Source organism: Streptomyces iranensis (assembly GCF_017874715.1).
In the GTDB taxonomy this organism is placed as follows: domain Bacteria; phylum Actinomycetota; class Actinomycetes; order Streptomycetales; family Streptomycetaceae; genus Streptomyces; species Streptomyces iranensis.
Genome location: NZ_JAGGLR010000014.1, coordinates 188,114 through 203,684 on the forward strand (window position 1 = coordinate 188,114; position 15,571 = coordinate 203,684).

The following is a 15,571-nucleotide window of genomic DNA, read 5'->3' on the forward strand; positions in this document are numbered from 1 at the left end:
CCGCGGGAGGCTTCCACCCGTCCGGCGTGGCGCGGCTCGGCGTGCGGCTCGGCGGCCCACTCGTCCGCCCCTCAGCCGTCACCGGCCTCGAGTGCGACGATGCGCTGGGCGCCGTCCGCCGCGCCCGGATGACGGCTGGTGAGGTCCAGCCGCAGCCGTGAGGTGCGCACCGGGTCGAAGGTGATGACGGTCGGGGTGTCGGAGGCGGTGGCCCAGGTGATGGACGCCCCGCACACCGGGACGTACGCGTGGCCGTTCCACGCGGACACCTCGATCGAGGCGGGCAGGGTGTGCGTGGCGTCCACGGTGAAGGACACCTCGACACGGCGCAGCCGCCGCCTCCCGCTCCACGTCACCGATACCCAGTCGGCCTTCCGGGCGCCGTCGAAGGCGGGGAGCAGCGCCGTCGCGGGCTTGCGGAAGGCGTTGGACCAGCCGGTGGCCGGATCGCCGTCCAGCATCGCCGCGGGCAGGGTCGTCGGCGCGCCCGAGTAGCTCGCGTCGGCCAGTGGGTGGTGAGGAGCGCCGGGGCCGGGGTCGGGCGCGAACGGCGTCGGGCGGGTGACCGGCTCCGAGGTCCCGCCGGTGGCGCGGACGGTGGCGGTGGCGGTGCGCAGCCCCGCCGAGCGGGCGGTGATGGTGAGCGGCCCGGCCTCGGTGCCGGCGCGGACGATGGCCAGGGCCTTGCCGTGGAAGGCGGTGCGGGTGCTCGCCTGATAGCGCTCGGCGCTCTCCTGGCGGCCGTTGTCGACCCCGGCCAGGGAGCCTCCGGTGACCTTGAAGGCGATCGGGTGATCGGCGTCCGGCACCACCACACCGTGGGCGTCGACGACTTCGGCGGTCACGAAGCACAGCGAGCGGCCGTCGGCCTCGACGGTCTTCCGGTCGGGGGTGAGCCGTACGGCGTGCGGGCGTCCCGCCGTACGCAGCACATCGGTGGCCACCACCCGGCCACCGCGCCGGGCCACGGCCTTCAGCTCGCCCGGTGCGAACGGCACCTTCCAGATGAGGTGGAGCTTTCCGGCGCTGCCGCCCGGACTGGTGTAGCTGCCGGGGTAGGGGCCGGAGGTGACGGTCTTGTCGTCGCCGGTCGGCTCGGTGGTCTCCAGATAGGCGCGGCCGTCGGTGGTCTTCTTGGTGTCGAACTCACGGACGCCCAGCGATCGGCCGTTGCGGAACAGCTCCACGGTGGCGACGTTGGAGTAGGCCCACACCTCCACCGTCTCGCCCGGCCGGTGGCCGGTCCAGTCCATGGGGACCAGATGGACCATCGGTTCGCTCGTCCACTGGCTCTTGAAGAGGTGGTACATGTCCTTGGGGAAACCCGCGGTGTCCACCGCGCCGAAGAACGACGCCTTCACCGGGAACACGTCGTACGGCGTGGGCTCGCCGATGTAGTCGATGCCCGACCACAGGAACTGCCCGGCGAAGAACCTCCGGTCCCGGTCCTTCTTCAGCCCGTACTCGCCGCTCATCGTCCAGGAGGCGAGGTTGTTGTCGTAAGCGGAGGTCTGGCGCCTGCCGGGGGTGTGGTTCTCGCCCGTGTTGAGGTGTTCGGGCTCCTGATAGGCGCCGCGGGTGGAGGTCTCCGAGGAGGACTCGGACTCGAAGAGGAACAGATGCGGATAGCGGGCGTGCAGGGCGTCCACCGAGGCGGCGGTGTTGTAGTTCAGGCCCAGCCCGTCCAGCTTGGCCAGCATCAGATCGGCGGGGGAGCCCTCGGCGGGCAGCACGCGGTACTTGTCCGAGCCGATCACCACGGGCCTGGTGTCATCGGCCGCGCGCACGGCGTCGATGAGCCGCTGGGCCATCCCCAGCCCCGGGGCGCTGGTGGAGTCGGGGATCTCATTGCCGATGGACCACATGACGACGGCGGGGGAGTTGCGGGCGGCGCGCACCATCTCGGTGATGTCCGCCTCGCAGTGCTCGTCGAAGAAGCGCCCGTAGTCATAGGTGTTCTTGCCGGTGCGCCAGCAGTCGAACGCCTCCACCAGCATCACGATGCCGAGCCGCTCGCAGACCTCGATCAGCTCCGGCGCGGGCGGATTGTGCGAGGTGCGCAGGGCGTTGACGCCCATGCTCTTCATGATGGTCAGCTGGCGCAGCAGGGCGTCGGCGTCGACGGCGGCGCCGAGCGCGCCCAGGTCATGGTGGAGATCGACGCCCTGGAGCTTGGCGTATTGGCCGTTCAGCGAGAATCCGCGGTCGGGGTCGAAGGTGGCGTGGCGGAGCCCGAAGGGGGTGCGGTACCGGTCGGTGGTGTCCTGGCCCACCCGCAGTTCGGTCTCCAGGACATAGCGCCGCGGGGTGTCGAACGACCACAGCCGCGGCCGGTCGATCCGCAGCTCCTGGGTGGCGGTACGGGTGTCGCCCGCCCCGACGGTGAGGGTGGAGTGCGCCTGGACCACCATGTGCCCGTCAAGGTCCTTGACCGTGGAGACCACGGTCACCGGCTTCCGGCCGTCCGACTCATTGACCACAAGCGTGCGCACCCGCACGGTGGCAGGCCCGGCGCGCAGGGTGGTGGCCAGGCCGGGGGTGGTGATGTACGTGCCCCACCGGGCCACATGGACCGGGTCGGTGACCACGAGCCTGGCGTGGCGGTAGATGCCGCTGCCGGAGTACCAGCGGCTGCTGGGAAGCCGGTTGCGCACCTTGACGGCGAGGACGTTGGGGGTGGCGCCGTCGGTGTGGGCCACCTCGGTGAGGTCGAGGGCGAAACCGGTGTATCCGTAGGGGTGCTCGCCGAGGAGCCGTCCGTTGCAGTACACGGACGAGTCCATGTAGACACCGTCGAATTCGACGGAGATCCGCTTGCCCTCGAGGGCGCGCGGCAGAGTGAAGGTGGTGCGGTACCAGCCGAGGCCGCCGGGCAGGAAACCGGTGCCGCCGCTGGTGCCGTGGTCGGTGGTGGGGGTGAGCTCGATGCTCCAGTCGTGCGGAACCGCGACCTCGCGCCAGGCCGAGTCGTCGTACGCCGGGTCGTGGGCGTGTCCGTACGCGCCGGTCGGGTCGGTGATGCCGCCGGGGTTGACGAGGGCGAACCGCCAGCCGTCCGTGAGCGGGACGGTCCGTCCCCCCATGGCGCGGGACGCGGTGGCGGACTGGGCGGGAGCGGCCGTGACGAGTGCCCCGGCCATCGGGGCGGCGGTGCCTGCGATCAGTAACGATCTGCGAGTGACCGCCATCGCGATCCCCTTCTCTTCGATTGTGTGGTGTGCAAGGGCTTGTGCGGTGCCCGAGAGCCGTTGACCGACCACAACTGCCCTTTGTGCAACAGATTCTGACAGTTTCAAACAGGGAACTGTCAAGGGTCCCGCAGGAGGCTCAGCGCCCTCCGCCCTCCCCGGGGGAATCGTACGAACGACGAGGTGGCCCCCACCCGCGGCGGGGGCCACCTCGTCGGAAAGGGGACTGACCGGCACTCAGTAGTCGTAGTGGTGGTGGTGCCGGTGACGCTCGGGCTCCTCGACCACCGGGGGCGCCACGGCGCCCGGCTCGACCACGCGCCGGCGCTTGTAGACACTCACATACGCGCATGTGCCGATGACGCCGACTGCCATCAGAATCAGGCCGACCAGGTGGACGTTGAAGCCATTGGCGTTCCAGTCGGTGGCGAAGGTGAGAATCCCTCCCACCGCGATCATCAAAATGCAACCGCCGAGGCCCATCAGTTCTGCCTCCGTACGTGAGTTCGCTGTTGTGGGCTGGTTGTCACCGAGTACCCAGGCCCGCCGGGGCCAATCTCATGCCCCGCCGTCCTCGCGCTCCACGGCCGCCGCCGTCTCCTCCAGCGCCTGGCGGTCCGCACGCGCCTTCGCCCGGTCCTTGGCCGAGGCGTCGGTGACATCGAGGAACACCTGGTCGGCGTGCGGCCAGAGCTCCGCCATCGCCGTCTTGACGCGCACCAGGACCTCCTCGACCTCCTCGCTGTCGAGTCCGGGGACGAGGTCGACCCGGGCCGCCACCAGCGTCGAGCCATTGCCCAGACGCATCGTCAGCAGCGTGGTCACGGTGTCGATCTCCGGCTGCGTCTCGAGGAACCGGCGGAGCTCCCGGCGCTGGACCGGGTCGATCGCCTCGCCGATGAGCCGCCCGCGCGACTCCCTGGCCAGCCGGTAGGCCACATAGACCAGCAGCGCCCCGATCAGGAAGGAGGCCGTGGCCTCGTAGACCACCTGGCCGGTCACCATGTGCAGCCACATGCCGAGCAGGGCGAACACCACGCCGAGACAGGCGGTGGAGTCCTCGGCCAGAACGGTGCGCAGCGTGGGATCGTCACCCTTGCGCAGCTCGGTCGCCATGCCGCGGCCCGCCTCCCGGGCGTGTCCGCGCACCTGGATCAGCGCCCGGACCAGCGAGGAGCCCTCGGCGATGAGCGCCACGCCCAGGACCGCGAGGCCCACCAGATAGCCGCTGTGGTCCTCGGAGCTGCCCGCGCTCAGCGCTTCGGCACCCTGGAAGAAGGAGAAGCAGCCGCCCATGACGAAGATGCCGACGGCGGCCAGTAGCGCCCAGAAGTAGCGCTCCTTGCCGTAGCCGAAGGGGTGCTGGTCGTCGGGGGCCCGCCTGCTGCGTTTGAGGGAGGCGAGCAGGAACACCTCGTTGAGGCTGTCCGCGACGGAGTGAGCGGCTTCCGAGAGCAGCGCGGGGGAGCCGGCGAAGATCCCGCCGACGGCCTTGGCCAGCGCGATCACCACATTGGCGCCGAGCGCGACGAAGACGGTGACGGCGGTCCGGGAGTCCCGGCTCTGCCGCGCGCCGGATCCCTCCGGCCCGTGGTCGCTGTCCGGCGCATGCGGCGTACGCGGTGTTCCGTGCCGGTCGGAGGAGTGCGTGGTGGAACGGCTCATCGGCGGGAAACTCCGTAGGCGGGAAGTCCGTGCCGTCCTGATGACCCTCTCCGCCGGGGCGGCCGGACGGCCTGTCCCCTTCGCGGGTGTCCCGATGCCGGGACCTCAATCGTGACACGCCCGCCCGAGGGAGCGCGCCCCGCCGGATCCATCCGGTCCGCGGGGCGCGCTCGGACGGGGTCAGCCGGTCGGCGCGTTCGGGGACGCGGGCACCTTCGGCAGGTCGCTGAAGACGTCGAGCCCCATGGCGGCGGCGATCAGCAGACCGATCACGCCCAGCGCCACCGCTCCCCAGGCCACCGCGGTCACCCAGGACGCCCCGGCCGTGACGGGCCGCCGCTGCCGCAGCAGCACCACGGCGGCGATCACCACGGCGGCCAGCGCGAACAGTCCGTTGACGAGGGCCGTGGTGTGCCACGGAGTGCCGTACACCGCGGAGATCTGATCGGCGGCCGACCCGGACTGGGCCTTGATCTGGCCGGTCAGCTGCTTGCGCTCCTGGAGCATGGTGCCGAGCCAGGTGCCGGAGAGCGAGGCGAGCCCGAGGCCCGCGGCGACGACCGAGGCGGCGCCGGGGACGATGCCCGGTGTGGTGACCGGGGGAGGGTCCGCGATGTCGTCGGCGGGGTCTGATGCTTCCAGCGGGTCCGGGGTTTCCTCCGCGTCCGGGGTTTCCTGCTGGTCCGAAACAGCGTTCGGGACACCCTCCGCCGTGGCTTCATCGGCTTCTGCGGGCTGCGCTGCGGTGTCGGTCGGTTGGTCGGTCTTGGTGGTGTCCATGTGCCGCAACCGTACGGACCGAAGATGAAAACTCACTGAGAAAGCGATGTCCTTCGGCCGGCGGCACCGGCCGGGTGGTGGCCGGCCGCGCCGCATACGCTGACCGAAGGGTCTCACCGATGGCCGGGGACCTCCTCGAGTACGACGGGAGCACCCCGTGGTCTCCTCCACCTCTGGCGGCGCCGCCCCCGACGGCGGGGTACGGCACCGGCTGCGCGCATGGCTGCTGGAGGGCCTGACCGACATCGCCAAGCGCCAGCCCGGCCCGCACGCCGAGCCGGAGGGCGCACAACGGGGCCGGCCGTGGTGGCGGGTGATGTGCCTGACCGGTCTGGACTACTTCTCCACCCTCGGCTACCAGCCCGGAATCGCCGCCCTGGCGGCCGGGCTGCTCTCCCCGCTGGCCACCGTGGTGCTGGTGGTGGTGACCCTGGCGGGCGCGCTGCCGGTGTACCGCAGAGTGGCCGCGGAGAGCCCGCACGGCCAGGGCTCGATCGCGATGCTGGAGCGGCTGCTGACCTTCTGGAAGGGCAAGCTGTTCGTCCTCACCCTGCTGGGCTTCGCGGCCACCGACTTCCTCATCACCATCACCCTCTCCGCCGCCGACGCCACCGCCCACCTGGTGGAGAACCCGCATCTCACCGCGACCCTGCGCGGCCATGAGGTGGCCGTCACCCTGATCCTGGTGGGACTGCTCGGGGCGGTGTTCCTCAAGGGGTTCACCGAGGCCATCGGGATCGCGGTGGCGCTGGTCGCCGCCTATCTGCTGCTCAACGCCGTCGTGGTGGCGGTCGGGCTGTGGCATGTGTGCACCGCGCCCCACGTGATTCCCGACTGGTCCCAGGCGCTGGTCGCCGAGCGCGGCAGTCCGCTGGTGATGGTCGGCGTGGCACTGGTGATCTTCCCGAAGCTGGCGCTCGGCCTGTCCGGGTTCGAGACGGGCGTGGCCGTCATGCCGCATATCGAGGGCAAGCCGGGTGACACCGAGGAGCGCCCCGCCGGACGCGTCCGGGGCGCCCGGAAGCTGCTGACCACCGCCGCGGTGATCATGAGCATCTTCCTCATCACCTCAAGCTTCATCACCACCCTGCTGATCCCACAGCGGGCGTTCGAACCGGGTGGCGAGGCCAATGGACGCGCCCTGGCCTACCTCGCCCATGAGTACCTGGGCTCGGCGTTCGGCAGCGTCTATGACGCCTCCACCATCGCCATCCTCTGGTTCGCCGGCGCCTCGGCCATGGCCGGGCTGCTCAATCTGATGCCCCGCTATCTGCCGCGCTACGGCATGGCACCCCACTGGGCGCGTGCGGTCCGTCCCATGGTGCTGGTGTTCATCGCCATCGCGTTCCTGGTGACCTGGCTCTTCAAGGCGGATGTGGACGCCCAGGGCGGCGCCTACGCCACCGGGGTGCTCGTGCTCATCACCTCCGCCGCCATCGCCGTCACCATCGCCGCCCGGCGCGCCCGGCAGCGCGGTTGGACCGTCGGTTTCGGTGTCATCTCGCTGATCTTCCTGTACACCACCGCGGTCAACGTCATCGAGCGGCCCGACGGCGTCAAGATCGGCGCCTGCTTCATCGCGGGCATCATGGCCGTATCCCTGCTGTCCCGGGTGGCCAGGGCGTTTGAGCTACGGGTCACCAGCGTGACGTTCGACGCCCTGGCCGAGCGGTTCGTCCGTGACACCGCCCACCGCAGGATCCGCTTCATCGCCAACAAACCGGAACGCCGCGACCTGGCCGAGTACCGCGAGAAGCAGCATCAGATCCGGGGGGACAACGACATCCCGCCCGAGGACGACATCATCTTCGTCGAGGTCACGGTGGCCGACCCGTCCGAGTTCGAGAGCGAGCTGCGGGTGTGCGGCGAGGTGGTGCACGGCCGCTACCGCGTGCTGACCCTGCAGAGCGCCACCATCCCCAACGCGCTGGCGGCGCTGCTGCTGCGGGTGCGGGACCTGACCGGGCAGCGCCCGCACATCTACTTCGAGTGGACGGAGGGCCATCCGCTGGCCCACTTCCTGCGCTTCTTCCTCTTCGGTCAGGGAGAGGTCGCCCCCGTCACCCGTGAGGTGCTCCGCGAGGCCGAGTCCGACCGCGGCCGCCGCCCCCACGTCCACGTCGGCTGAACGGATCCCGTCGAGCCGGTGGCGGCGGCCACGTCAGGGCGCCACCGGTTCCGGGTCCTGGTCCACGGCGGGCAGGCTGTCCATGAACGAGCTCACCGAGAACACCGCCCGCCCCGGGCCGGGCGGGCCGTATCCGGGTGGCGAGGACAGCCCGAAGTCCTCGAGCGTCGCCCGGTAGGTCTCCAGCAGCCGGATGTGGTACTCCAGCGGGGCGCCCTGCGGATTCTCCTTGCCCAGCGGTGTCGTCGGCTCGGGGCACCAGGTGGTGAACCGGGGCACGATCCCGTGCGACATGAAGAAGCGCAGGCCCTCGGCGGTGGAGTCGATCGCCTCGGCCACGGATGCGAAGCCGAGCGGCTGGGCCATCTCCACGCCCGCCACGAAGTTGGGGATCACATTCCGGGCGCCGAACACCTCGGCCGAGTCCAGGATCCGGCGGTGCCACTCCTCCCGGCCGATGTAGCGCTCCTTGCCCGGACAGTACAGCTCGAACAGCCGCCGGTCCCACACCTCGAAGTTGGGGTGGTAGATCCGCACCCCGTAGTCGTGGAACCGCTGGACGTCTTCCTTGGGCAGCGCCTGCGCCACCACCTTGCCGATCCACCGGCCCGGGAAGCGCTCCTCGATGGCCTTCGCGTACTGGCCGTAGAAGTCGGCCTCGTCACGGCCGCCCACATGCGAGGTGATCGCGCCGCCGGTGAGGGTGTACGCCTGCGAGGTGCGGGCGGTGTCATGGCGGTCGATGATCTCCAGCGCCTCCAGCACCTCCTCGACCGGCTTCACCCCGGTGTACGGGCGGCCCGCCGCCTTGTGCTGACGCCAGTTGTGGTTGATGTCGCAGTACTGGCACTCCTCCTTGGCGCCGAAGTACTGGCACACCCGGAAGACCGTCAGATAGACCAGATAGCCCCACTGGATGGTCGGCGCGACCTCCATCACCGACTTGCCGTTCGACAGCGTGTGGCGGTAGTAGTCCGGCATCGGCGGCAGCCCCACATCGGCGATGCGCGCACCGTCCAGATACAGCCCCAGCGCACCGTCCTCCCCGGCCCGGACCACATACGGCGACTCGGGGTTGACGCGGACGGACACCACGGTGCGGCGGAGCTCGTACGGCCCGCCGGTGAGCACGATCTCCTCGGGCGGCCGCTTGAGGGCCGCGGCCTCCAGCTCCGGCAGGGTGCGGTGGTCGAACGAGAAGATGAAGTACGACTTCGGCTTGACGTCGCCGTCCTCGTTGCCGCTGAGCGCGGACTCGTCGAAGGCCATGCCGCCGCGCAGCAGGTCCTCCTTGAGCACGGCCTCCCGGGGCACCTGGGGGAAACGCCCCATCAGCCCCTCGATCAGCGCGGTTCGTCCCTCTCTCGCCATCTGCTGCACCATCCCCCTGTCTCCGTACGGGTGCGGTGTGGTTCCCACGCAGGTCTCTGTGCCGCTGAACAGACACCATAGATCAGGACGGATGCTCGGCTCCATGGCGCCCGCCCGGTGTCCGCCTCACGCCCGCCGCGTGTCCGCCCCACGCCCGCCCCGACCCGCCGCGTGTCCGCCCCGAGCCCGCCCCGTGTCCGTCCGATGGGCGCTCCGGGGCGGGGCCATCTACGGTGGAAGGGCGATGGCTGTCAACCGGCTCGGCATGGTCGTCCACCAGGCCCGCCCCACCGCCGTCGCGGCGGCCCGCACCGCCCGCGCATGGGCCGCCGCGCGCGGCATCTCCTGCTTCGAGCTGGACGTCTGGCGTGGCGACCAGCCCCGGCGCAGCGCCCAGGAGGAGTCGGAGGCGGCCGGCCACCCCGATCTGATCGTCACCTTCGGCGGCGACGGCACCTTTCTGCGCGGTGCCCGGCTCGCCGCCAGGAACGGGGCCGCGGCGCTGGGGGTGAACGTGGGGCGGGTCGGCTTCCTCACCGAGATCAGCGTCGACCAGGTGGAGGACGCGCTGAACGCCGTCCACGAGGGCCGGGCCACGATCGAGGAGCGCATGCTGCTCACCCTGCGGGCGTCCCGGCCGCTGGAGATGCCCGAGGGCATGGAGGCGCTGCTGCGCTACGGGCGGGGTCCCGTACCGCCCCCGCCCAAGGTCCGCCCCGGCCGCGGCGGCCCCGAGGAGGCCGGCTGGGGCATTCCGCTGGATGTCAACGCCGTCAACGACGTGGTCTTCGAAAAGCTCGCCCGCGATCGCCAGGCCGGTCTCGGCGTGTATGTGTCCGCGCAGCTGCTCGCCTCGTACTCGGCCGACGCGATCATCGTGGCCACCCCGACCGGCTCCACCGCCTACAGCTTCGCCGCCGGCGGGCCGGTGGTCTCCCCGTACCTGGACGCGGTGGTCTTCACCCCGGTCGCCCCGCATATCGCCTTCGACCGCACGGTGGTGGCCGCGGTGGACGAACCCGTCGCGGTACGGGTGCTGCCGACCTCGGGGCAGGTGGCGGTCAGCCTCGACGGGCAGCTGCGCGGGGTGCTGAATCCGGGTGACTGGGTGGCGGCCTACCGGGCACCGGTCCGGCTGCGGCTGGTACGGCTCGCGCCGACGCAGTTCTACCACCGGCTGCGCGACCGCTTCCGGCTGGCCGACTCGCCCGCCGCCGACACGGCCCCGCCGTTCTACCGCCCCAGCTCCCCGATCCCACCGGACCTGGCACATCTGCGGCTTCCCCCGGTGCCCGACGACCCACCGGAGCCGGGGCCGGACGGCCCACGCTGAAGATGCGGGGCGCACACCCCGATGCCAGGCTGAGGGGTGTGACAGCCCACGCGTTTCACAGCGACTTCGCGCTGCGTGTCAACGGTGCCGACCGCCCCCTCACCCTCGACCACCGGGTGACCCTGCTGGACGCCCTCCGTGAACACCTGGCGCTGACCGGGGTCAAGAAGGGGTGCGACCACGGGCAGTGCGGGGCCTGCACCGTCCTGATCGACGGGGAGCGCGTCAACAGCTGCCTGGTGTTCGCCGTGGCCGCCCAGGGCCGGGACATCACCACCATCGAGGGCGTGGCCGGGCTCGCCGCCCCCGAGGAACTCCACCCGCTGCAGCGGGCGTTCCTGGACCACGACGGCTTCCAGTGCGGCTACTGCACACCAGGCCAGATCTGTTCCGCCATCGGCGCGCTCACCGAGGCCGCGCGCGGCTGGCCCAGCCAGGTGACGGAGGACCTGGCGGCCGGGGTCGGCGCGCCGGATGAGCTGGACGCCGACGAGATCCGGGAGCGGATGAGCGGCAACCTGTGCCGCTGCGGGGCGTACCCCGGCATCGTGGCCGCCATCCGCGAGGTCGCCGGGGCCGACGGCGGCGGGGCGCCCGCCCGCGCCGGCGCGCCGGGAGGAGCGCGATGAAGCCCTTCGGCTATGAGCGCGCCACCGATCCCCAGGCCGCCGCCACGCTCGTGGCCGACTCCACCGAGGCGGTGTACCTGGCCGGGGGCACCAACCTGGTGGACCTGATGAAGCTCGGGGTGACCGAGCCCGCCCTGCTCGTCGACATCACCCGGCTCCCGTACGACACCGTCGAGCACCGTCCGGACGGCGGTGTGCTCATCGGCGCGCTGGTCCCGGGCAGCCGCCTCGCCGGAGACCCCGGCATCCGCGAGCGTTTCCCGGCGCTGGCCGAAGCGCTGCTGTCGGGGGCCTCCGGGCAGCTGAGGACCGTGGCCACCACCGGTGGCAATCTGCTGCAGCGCACCCGCTGTGTGTACTTCCAGGACGTGACCAAACCCTGCAACAAGCGGCGGCCGGAGACCGGCTGTTCGGCCGTCCAGGGCCTCCACCGCGACCTGGCCGTGCTCGGCACCTCCGACTTCTGCGTGGCCAACCACCCCTCGGACATGGCGGTGGCGATGGCCGCGCTCGACGCGGTGGTCCATCTGCGGCGGGTGAACGGCAGCCCCCGCACAGTGCCGCTGAACGACTTCTATCTGCTGCCCGGTGACACCCCGCACCGCGAGACGGTGCTGCAGCCCGGCGACCTGATCACCGGTGTCGAGCTGCCACCGCCGCCCGGGGGCGCCGCCATGTCCTACCGGAAGGTCCGCGACCGCTGGTCCTACGCGTTCGCCCTGGTGTCGGTGGCCGCCGTCGTGGCCACCGAGGCCGACGGCACACTGCGGGAGGTCCGGCTGGGGCTCGGCGGCGTGGGCACCCGCCCCTGGCGGGCCCGCGAGACCGAGCGGCTGCTGACCGGGCGGCAGCCGACCGAGGAGCGCCTGCAGGAGGCCGCCCGCGCCGAGTTCGCCTCGGCGCGCCCGCTGCCGCAGAACGCGTTCAAGGTCGACCTCGCCGTGGACGTCATCACCGCGGCCGTGCGCGACCTCGTGGGAGGGCGGCGGCGATGACCACGCTCCAGCGGACCGTGGGCGCGGAGGTGACCCGCGTCGAAGGGCGCGAGAAGGTCACCGGTGCCGCGCTCTACGCGTACGAGTACCCGGTGCCGGACGCCCTGTACGCGTGGGCGGTGCAGTCCACCATTCCGCGTGGCACGGTGCGCGCCGTCGACACCGCCGCGGCGCTGTCCCTGCCGGGCGTGGTCGCCGTGCTCGACAGCCGTAATGTGGCCCGGCTGCGCCCGACCGACACCCCTGAACTCGCCGTTCTGCAGTCCCCCGAAGTGGCCTACCGCGGGCAGATCGTGGCGGCCGTGGTGGCGGACACCTTCGAGACGGCCCGTCAGGCGGCGGCCGCCGTGCGGGTCGAGTACGACGTGGACGACCACGACGCCGAGCTGATGGACGGCGATCCGCGCGTCTTCGTCCCCGAGACGGTCAACGGCGGCTACCCGGGGCACACGGAGACCGGCGATGTGGACGCCGCCCTCGACGCGGCGCCGGTGGTCCTCGACGCCACGTACACCACGCCCCCCGAGCACACGGCCACGATGGAACCGCATGCCACCATCGCCGTCTGGGACGGGGACACGCTCACCCTCTACAACGGCGACCAGGGCCCCTGGATGACGGCCGCCAGGGTGGCCGAGCTGTTCGGCCTGCCCGAGGGCGCCGTCCGGATCGTCGCCGACCACACCGGCGGCGGCTTCGGCTCCAAGGCGATTCCCCGCCCGCCCACGGTGCTCGCCGCGCTGGCCGCCCGCGCCGTGGGCCGCCCGGTCAAGGTGGCGGCCACCCGGCAGCAGATGTTCACCATGGTCTCGTACCGCACGCCCACCATCCAGCGCATCCGGCTCGGCGCCGAACGGGACGGCAGGCTCACCGCCATCTGGCACGACGCGCTGCAGCAGAGCTCCACGCTCACCCCGTACTGCGAGCAGACGGTCACCTGCACCCGCGTCATGTACGCCGCGCGCCACCGCCGGACCACCCATCGCCTGGCGCAGCTGGATGTGCCGACGCCCTCGTGGATGCGGGCCCCCGGCGAGGCGCCCGGGATGTTCGCGCTGGAGAGCGCGATGGACGAGCTCGCCGTGGAGCTGGGCATGGACCCCATCGACCTGCGGGTGGCCAACGAGCCGTCCGTGGACCCCGGGACCGGTCACCCCTTCAGCAGCCGCAACCTGGTGGCCTGTCTGCGGGAGGGCGCCGCGCGCTTCGGCTGGGTGGGCCGCGACCCCGCGCCGGGGGCCCGCCGGGAGGGGCACTGGCTGCTCGGCACCGGAGTGGCGGCGTGCAACTACCCCGCCCTCACCTGGCCCTCCACCGCGACCGCCTGCGCCGAGCCCGGCCGAGGCTTCACCGTACGGATCGCCGCGGCCGACATCGGCACCGGAGCCCGCACCGCGCTGACCCAGGTGGCGGCGGACGAACTCGGTGTGGGGATCGACCGGGTCACCCTCGACATCGGCCGCAGCGCCTACGGCCAGGCACCGTGGGCGGGCGGCTCCATGGGCCTCAGCTCGTGGGGATGGGCGGTGGCCAAGGCGTGCCGGGCGCTGACCAAGCGGCTGGACGAGGTCTCCGGCGCGATCCCGCCCGGCGGACTGGAGGAGCGCGCGGACACCGCCGAGGACGTCGAGGCGCGCCGGGCGTTCTCGCGCCACGCCTACGGCGCCCAGTTCGCGGAGGTGCGGGTGGACACCGTCACCGGCCAGGTGCGGGTCGACCGGCTGCTGGGGATGTTCGCCGCCGGGCGCGTCATCAACCCCCGGACGGCGGGCTCGCAGCTGCGCGGCGGCATGTGCATGGGGCTGTCGATGGCGCTGCACGAAAACCTGGAGACGGACCCGCGGTTCGGCGACTTCGCCAACCACGACCTCGCCACGTATCACATCGCGGCCAACGCGGATGTGCGCGATGTCCAGGCGCACTGGCTCGAGGAGAACGACGACGAGCTCAACCCGATGGGCAGCAAGGGCATCGGGGAGCTGGGCATCGTCGGCACGGCGGCGGCGATCGCCAACGCGGTGTACCACGCCACGGGGGTGCGGGTCCGCGATCTGCCGATCACGGTGGAGCGGGTGCGCGCGGGGCTCTCCGCGGGCCTGCCCGCCGGATCCTCCGCCGGACCGTCCGCCCGCTGAGCGGCCGCCCGGCCCGTCGCGGCTCCCGGGGTGTCCCGCGGTGACGGCGCGGGACACCCGGTCGCGTGGGATCAGCCGTTGTCTGCTGCCCCACCGGCGCCGTCCGCGCCCGCGCCGTCCCCGGCGGCCCCGGAGCCGTCAGCGCCACCGTCGTCCGCCGCGCCACCGCCTCCGGCCGCACCGCCGTCCCCGATCTTCGCGCCGACCGCCTCCAGCGCGGTCGTCACCGGCTGGAAGAAGGTCTCACCGCCGGAGGTGCAGTCACCGCTGCCGCCGGAGGTCAGGCCGATGGCCTGGCCGTCCGCGCTGAACAGCGGGCCGCCGCTGTCGCCGGGCTCCGCGCAGACATCGGTCTGGATGAGCCCGCTGACCGTGCCCTCGGGATAGTTGACCGTCGCGTCGAGACCGGTGACCGAGCCGTCGTTGAGCCCAGTGGTGCTGCCCATGCGCTGCACCTGCTGGCCCACCGTGGCCTCGCCCGCCCCGGTGATGTCCACGGTCTGGTCGCCGGTGTTCACCGTGCTGGGGGCCTCGGTGTTGGCGTCGTCGTAGGTGACCAGCGCGAAGTCCCCGTCACCGGGGAAGGTGGCGTCCTGCACGGTGCCGATCGCCGCGCCGTTCTGCGAGTCCGACCACTGCTCGGCGGCCACGCCGCAGTGACCGGCGGTGAGGAACGCCGGGGCGCCGCTGTCCGTGGTGACGTTGAAGCCGAGCGAGCAGCGCGCGCCACCGCCGAAGATGGCGTCGCCGCCCGCGACGAAGGGCTTGAACTCGCCCGTGGACTTCTTCAGGGTGGCCATGCCGTCGCCCAGCGACTTCACGGTGGACTCGAGGGTGTCCCACTTCGCCCCGGTGACCGTGGAGTCCGCGGTGACCCGCAGCTCATTGGTCTTGGGGTCCACCGACCAGGAGGTGCCCGGGATGGTCGCCTTGGTCTTGAGCGTCTTCGCGGCGGTCTGCAGCGACTTGGTGCTGTTGTCGACCTTTCTGGCCACCGCTCCGGCGCTCTTGACCTGGACGTTCACATTGTTGTTGTCGCCGACGACATTGACGATGACCTGCTGCTTGTCCTTGTCGTAGTAGGCCCCGCCGAACGCCTCGCCCAGCTGCGACGCGAGCTCCGCGGCGATGTCCGCCGCCGACGCGGCGTTCACCTTCTTGGGCTGGGCCGCCTCGGCCTTGTCGTCCTGTGAGGCGTTGGCGTTGGGCAGGATGATCGCGGCTGCCGCCACGGCGGCGGCCCCGGCCCCCGCGAACACGATCTTTCGCTTGGGTACCCGTTTATGGCTCAACTCATGACCTCCTGTTGGGGGGTTACGGGATCCGCTCATCCGCGACGAGCATGAC

General features: G+C 71.8%; 11 protein-coding genes. 5 read left to right on the forward strand and 6 right to left on the reverse strand.

What is annotated here, in order from left to right:
• Positions 1-71: 71 nt before the first annotated feature.
• The 4 genes from J2Z30_RS25755 to J2Z30_RS25770 form a co-directional block, all read right to left on the reverse strand.
• Complete coding sequence (locus J2Z30_RS25755) at positions 72-3,188, reverse strand: glycoside hydrolase family 2 TIM barrel-domain containing protein (protein WP_044580096.1); 3,117 nt, start codon at positions 3,186-3,188, stop codon at positions 72-74.
• Between the two features lie 237 nt (positions 3,189-3,425).
• Positions 3,426-3,671, reverse strand: coding sequence for a hypothetical protein (locus tag J2Z30_RS25760; protein ID WP_044580097.1), 246 nt, complete (start codon positions 3,669-3,671; stop codon positions 3,426-3,428).
• Between the two features lie 75 nt (positions 3,672-3,746).
• Entirely contained in the window at positions 3,747-4,853 is a 1,107-nt protein-coding gene (locus J2Z30_RS25765) for a cation diffusion facilitator family transporter (RefSeq protein WP_044580098.1), read from the reverse strand.
• A gap of 180 nt (positions 4,854-5,033) precedes the next feature.
• Positions 5,034-5,633, reverse strand: a complete 600-nt coding sequence (locus tag J2Z30_RS25770; protein WP_044580099.1) for a hypothetical protein — start codon at positions 5,631-5,633, stop codon at positions 5,034-5,036.
• 157 nt (positions 5,634-5,790) lie between these two features.
• On the opposite strand from J2Z30_RS25770, the gene J2Z30_RS25775 reads away from it, so the two are divergent.
• On the forward strand, positions 5,791-7,761 hold the full coding sequence (locus J2Z30_RS25775) for an APC family permease (protein WP_044580100.1): 1,971 nt from the start codon (positions 5,791-5,793) through the stop codon (positions 7,759-7,761).
• A gap of 33 nt (positions 7,762-7,794) precedes the next feature.
• On the opposite strand, the gene J2Z30_RS25780 is transcribed toward J2Z30_RS25775, so the two are convergent.
• A complete protein-coding gene (locus J2Z30_RS25780; protein ID WP_044582460.1) occupies positions 7,795-9,132 on the reverse strand; it encodes a radical SAM protein in 1,338 nt (445 codons plus the stop codon).
• A 244-nt stretch (positions 9,133-9,376) separates the two neighbouring features.
• On the opposite strand from J2Z30_RS25780, the gene J2Z30_RS25785 reads away from it, so the two are divergent.
• From J2Z30_RS25785 to J2Z30_RS25800, 4 genes are read left to right on the forward strand one after another with little or no spacing between them, the layout of a single operon-like run.
• Positions 9,377-10,465: an NAD(+)/NADH kinase gene (locus J2Z30_RS25785; RefSeq protein ID WP_044580101.1), complete on the forward strand. Its 1,089-nt coding sequence runs from the start codon at positions 9,377-9,379 to the stop codon at positions 10,463-10,465.
• A gap of 2 nt (positions 10,466-10,467) precedes the next feature.
• Complete coding sequence (locus tag J2Z30_RS25790; RefSeq protein ID WP_044580102.1) at positions 10,468-11,094, forward strand: 2Fe-2S iron-sulfur cluster-binding protein; 627 nt, start codon at positions 10,468-10,470, stop codon at positions 11,092-11,094.
• Positions 11,091-12,089: an FAD binding domain-containing protein gene (locus J2Z30_RS25795; protein ID WP_044580103.1), complete on the forward strand. Its 999-nt coding sequence runs from the start codon at positions 11,091-11,093 to the stop codon at positions 12,087-12,089. The genes J2Z30_RS25790 and J2Z30_RS25795 overlap by 4 nt, the downstream gene beginning before the upstream one ends.
• On the forward strand, positions 12,086-14,224 hold the full coding sequence (locus J2Z30_RS25800) for a xanthine dehydrogenase family protein molybdopterin-binding subunit (protein ID WP_044580104.1): 2,139 nt from the start codon (positions 12,086-12,088) through the stop codon (positions 14,222-14,224). Before J2Z30_RS25795 ends, J2Z30_RS25800 begins: the two co-directional genes overlap by 4 nt.
• A 71-nt stretch (positions 14,225-14,295) precedes the next feature.
• Here J2Z30_RS25800 and J2Z30_RS25805 read toward each other — a convergent pair whose 3' ends face one another.
• Positions 14,296-15,516, reverse strand: coding sequence for a S1 family peptidase (locus J2Z30_RS25805; protein WP_044580105.1), 1,221 nt, complete (start codon positions 15,514-15,516; stop codon positions 14,296-14,298).
• Positions 15,517-15,571: the final 55 nt, after the last annotated feature.

What these genes read in the sequence shown, in the direction of transcription:
- J2Z30_RS25755 (WP_044580096.1), bottom strand. Translation starts at nt 3,188, where the DNA reads ATGGCGGTCACTCGCAGATCGTTACTGATCGCAGGCACCGCCGCCCCG.
- J2Z30_RS25760 (WP_044580097.1), bottom strand. Translation starts at nt 3,671, where the DNA reads ATGGGCCTCGGCGGTTGCATTTTGATGATCGCGGTGGGAGGGATTCTC.
- J2Z30_RS25765 (WP_044580098.1), bottom strand. Translation starts at nt 4,853, where the DNA reads ATGAGCCGTTCCACCACGCACTCCTCCGACCGGCACGGAACACCGCGT.
- J2Z30_RS25770 (WP_044580099.1), bottom strand. Translation starts at nt 5,633, where the DNA reads ATGGACACCACCAAGACCGACCAACCGACCGACACCGCAGCGCAGCCC.
- J2Z30_RS25780 (WP_044582460.1), bottom strand. Translation starts at nt 9,132, where the DNA reads ATGGCGAGAGAGGGACGAACCGCGCTGATCGAGGGGCTGATGGGGCGT.
- J2Z30_RS25785 (WP_044580101.1), top strand. Translation starts at nt 9,377, where the DNA reads ATGGCTGTCAACCGGCTCGGCATGGTCGTCCACCAGGCCCGCCCCACC.
- J2Z30_RS25790 (WP_044580102.1), top strand. Translation starts at nt 10,468, where the DNA reads ATGCGGGGCGCACACCCCGATGCCAGGCTGAGGGGTGTGACAGCCCAC.
- J2Z30_RS25795 (WP_044580103.1), top strand. Translation starts at nt 11,091, where the DNA reads ATGAAGCCCTTCGGCTATGAGCGCGCCACCGATCCCCAGGCCGCCGCC.
- J2Z30_RS25800 (WP_044580104.1), top strand. Translation starts at nt 12,086, where the DNA reads ATGACCACGCTCCAGCGGACCGTGGGCGCGGAGGTGACCCGCGTCGAA.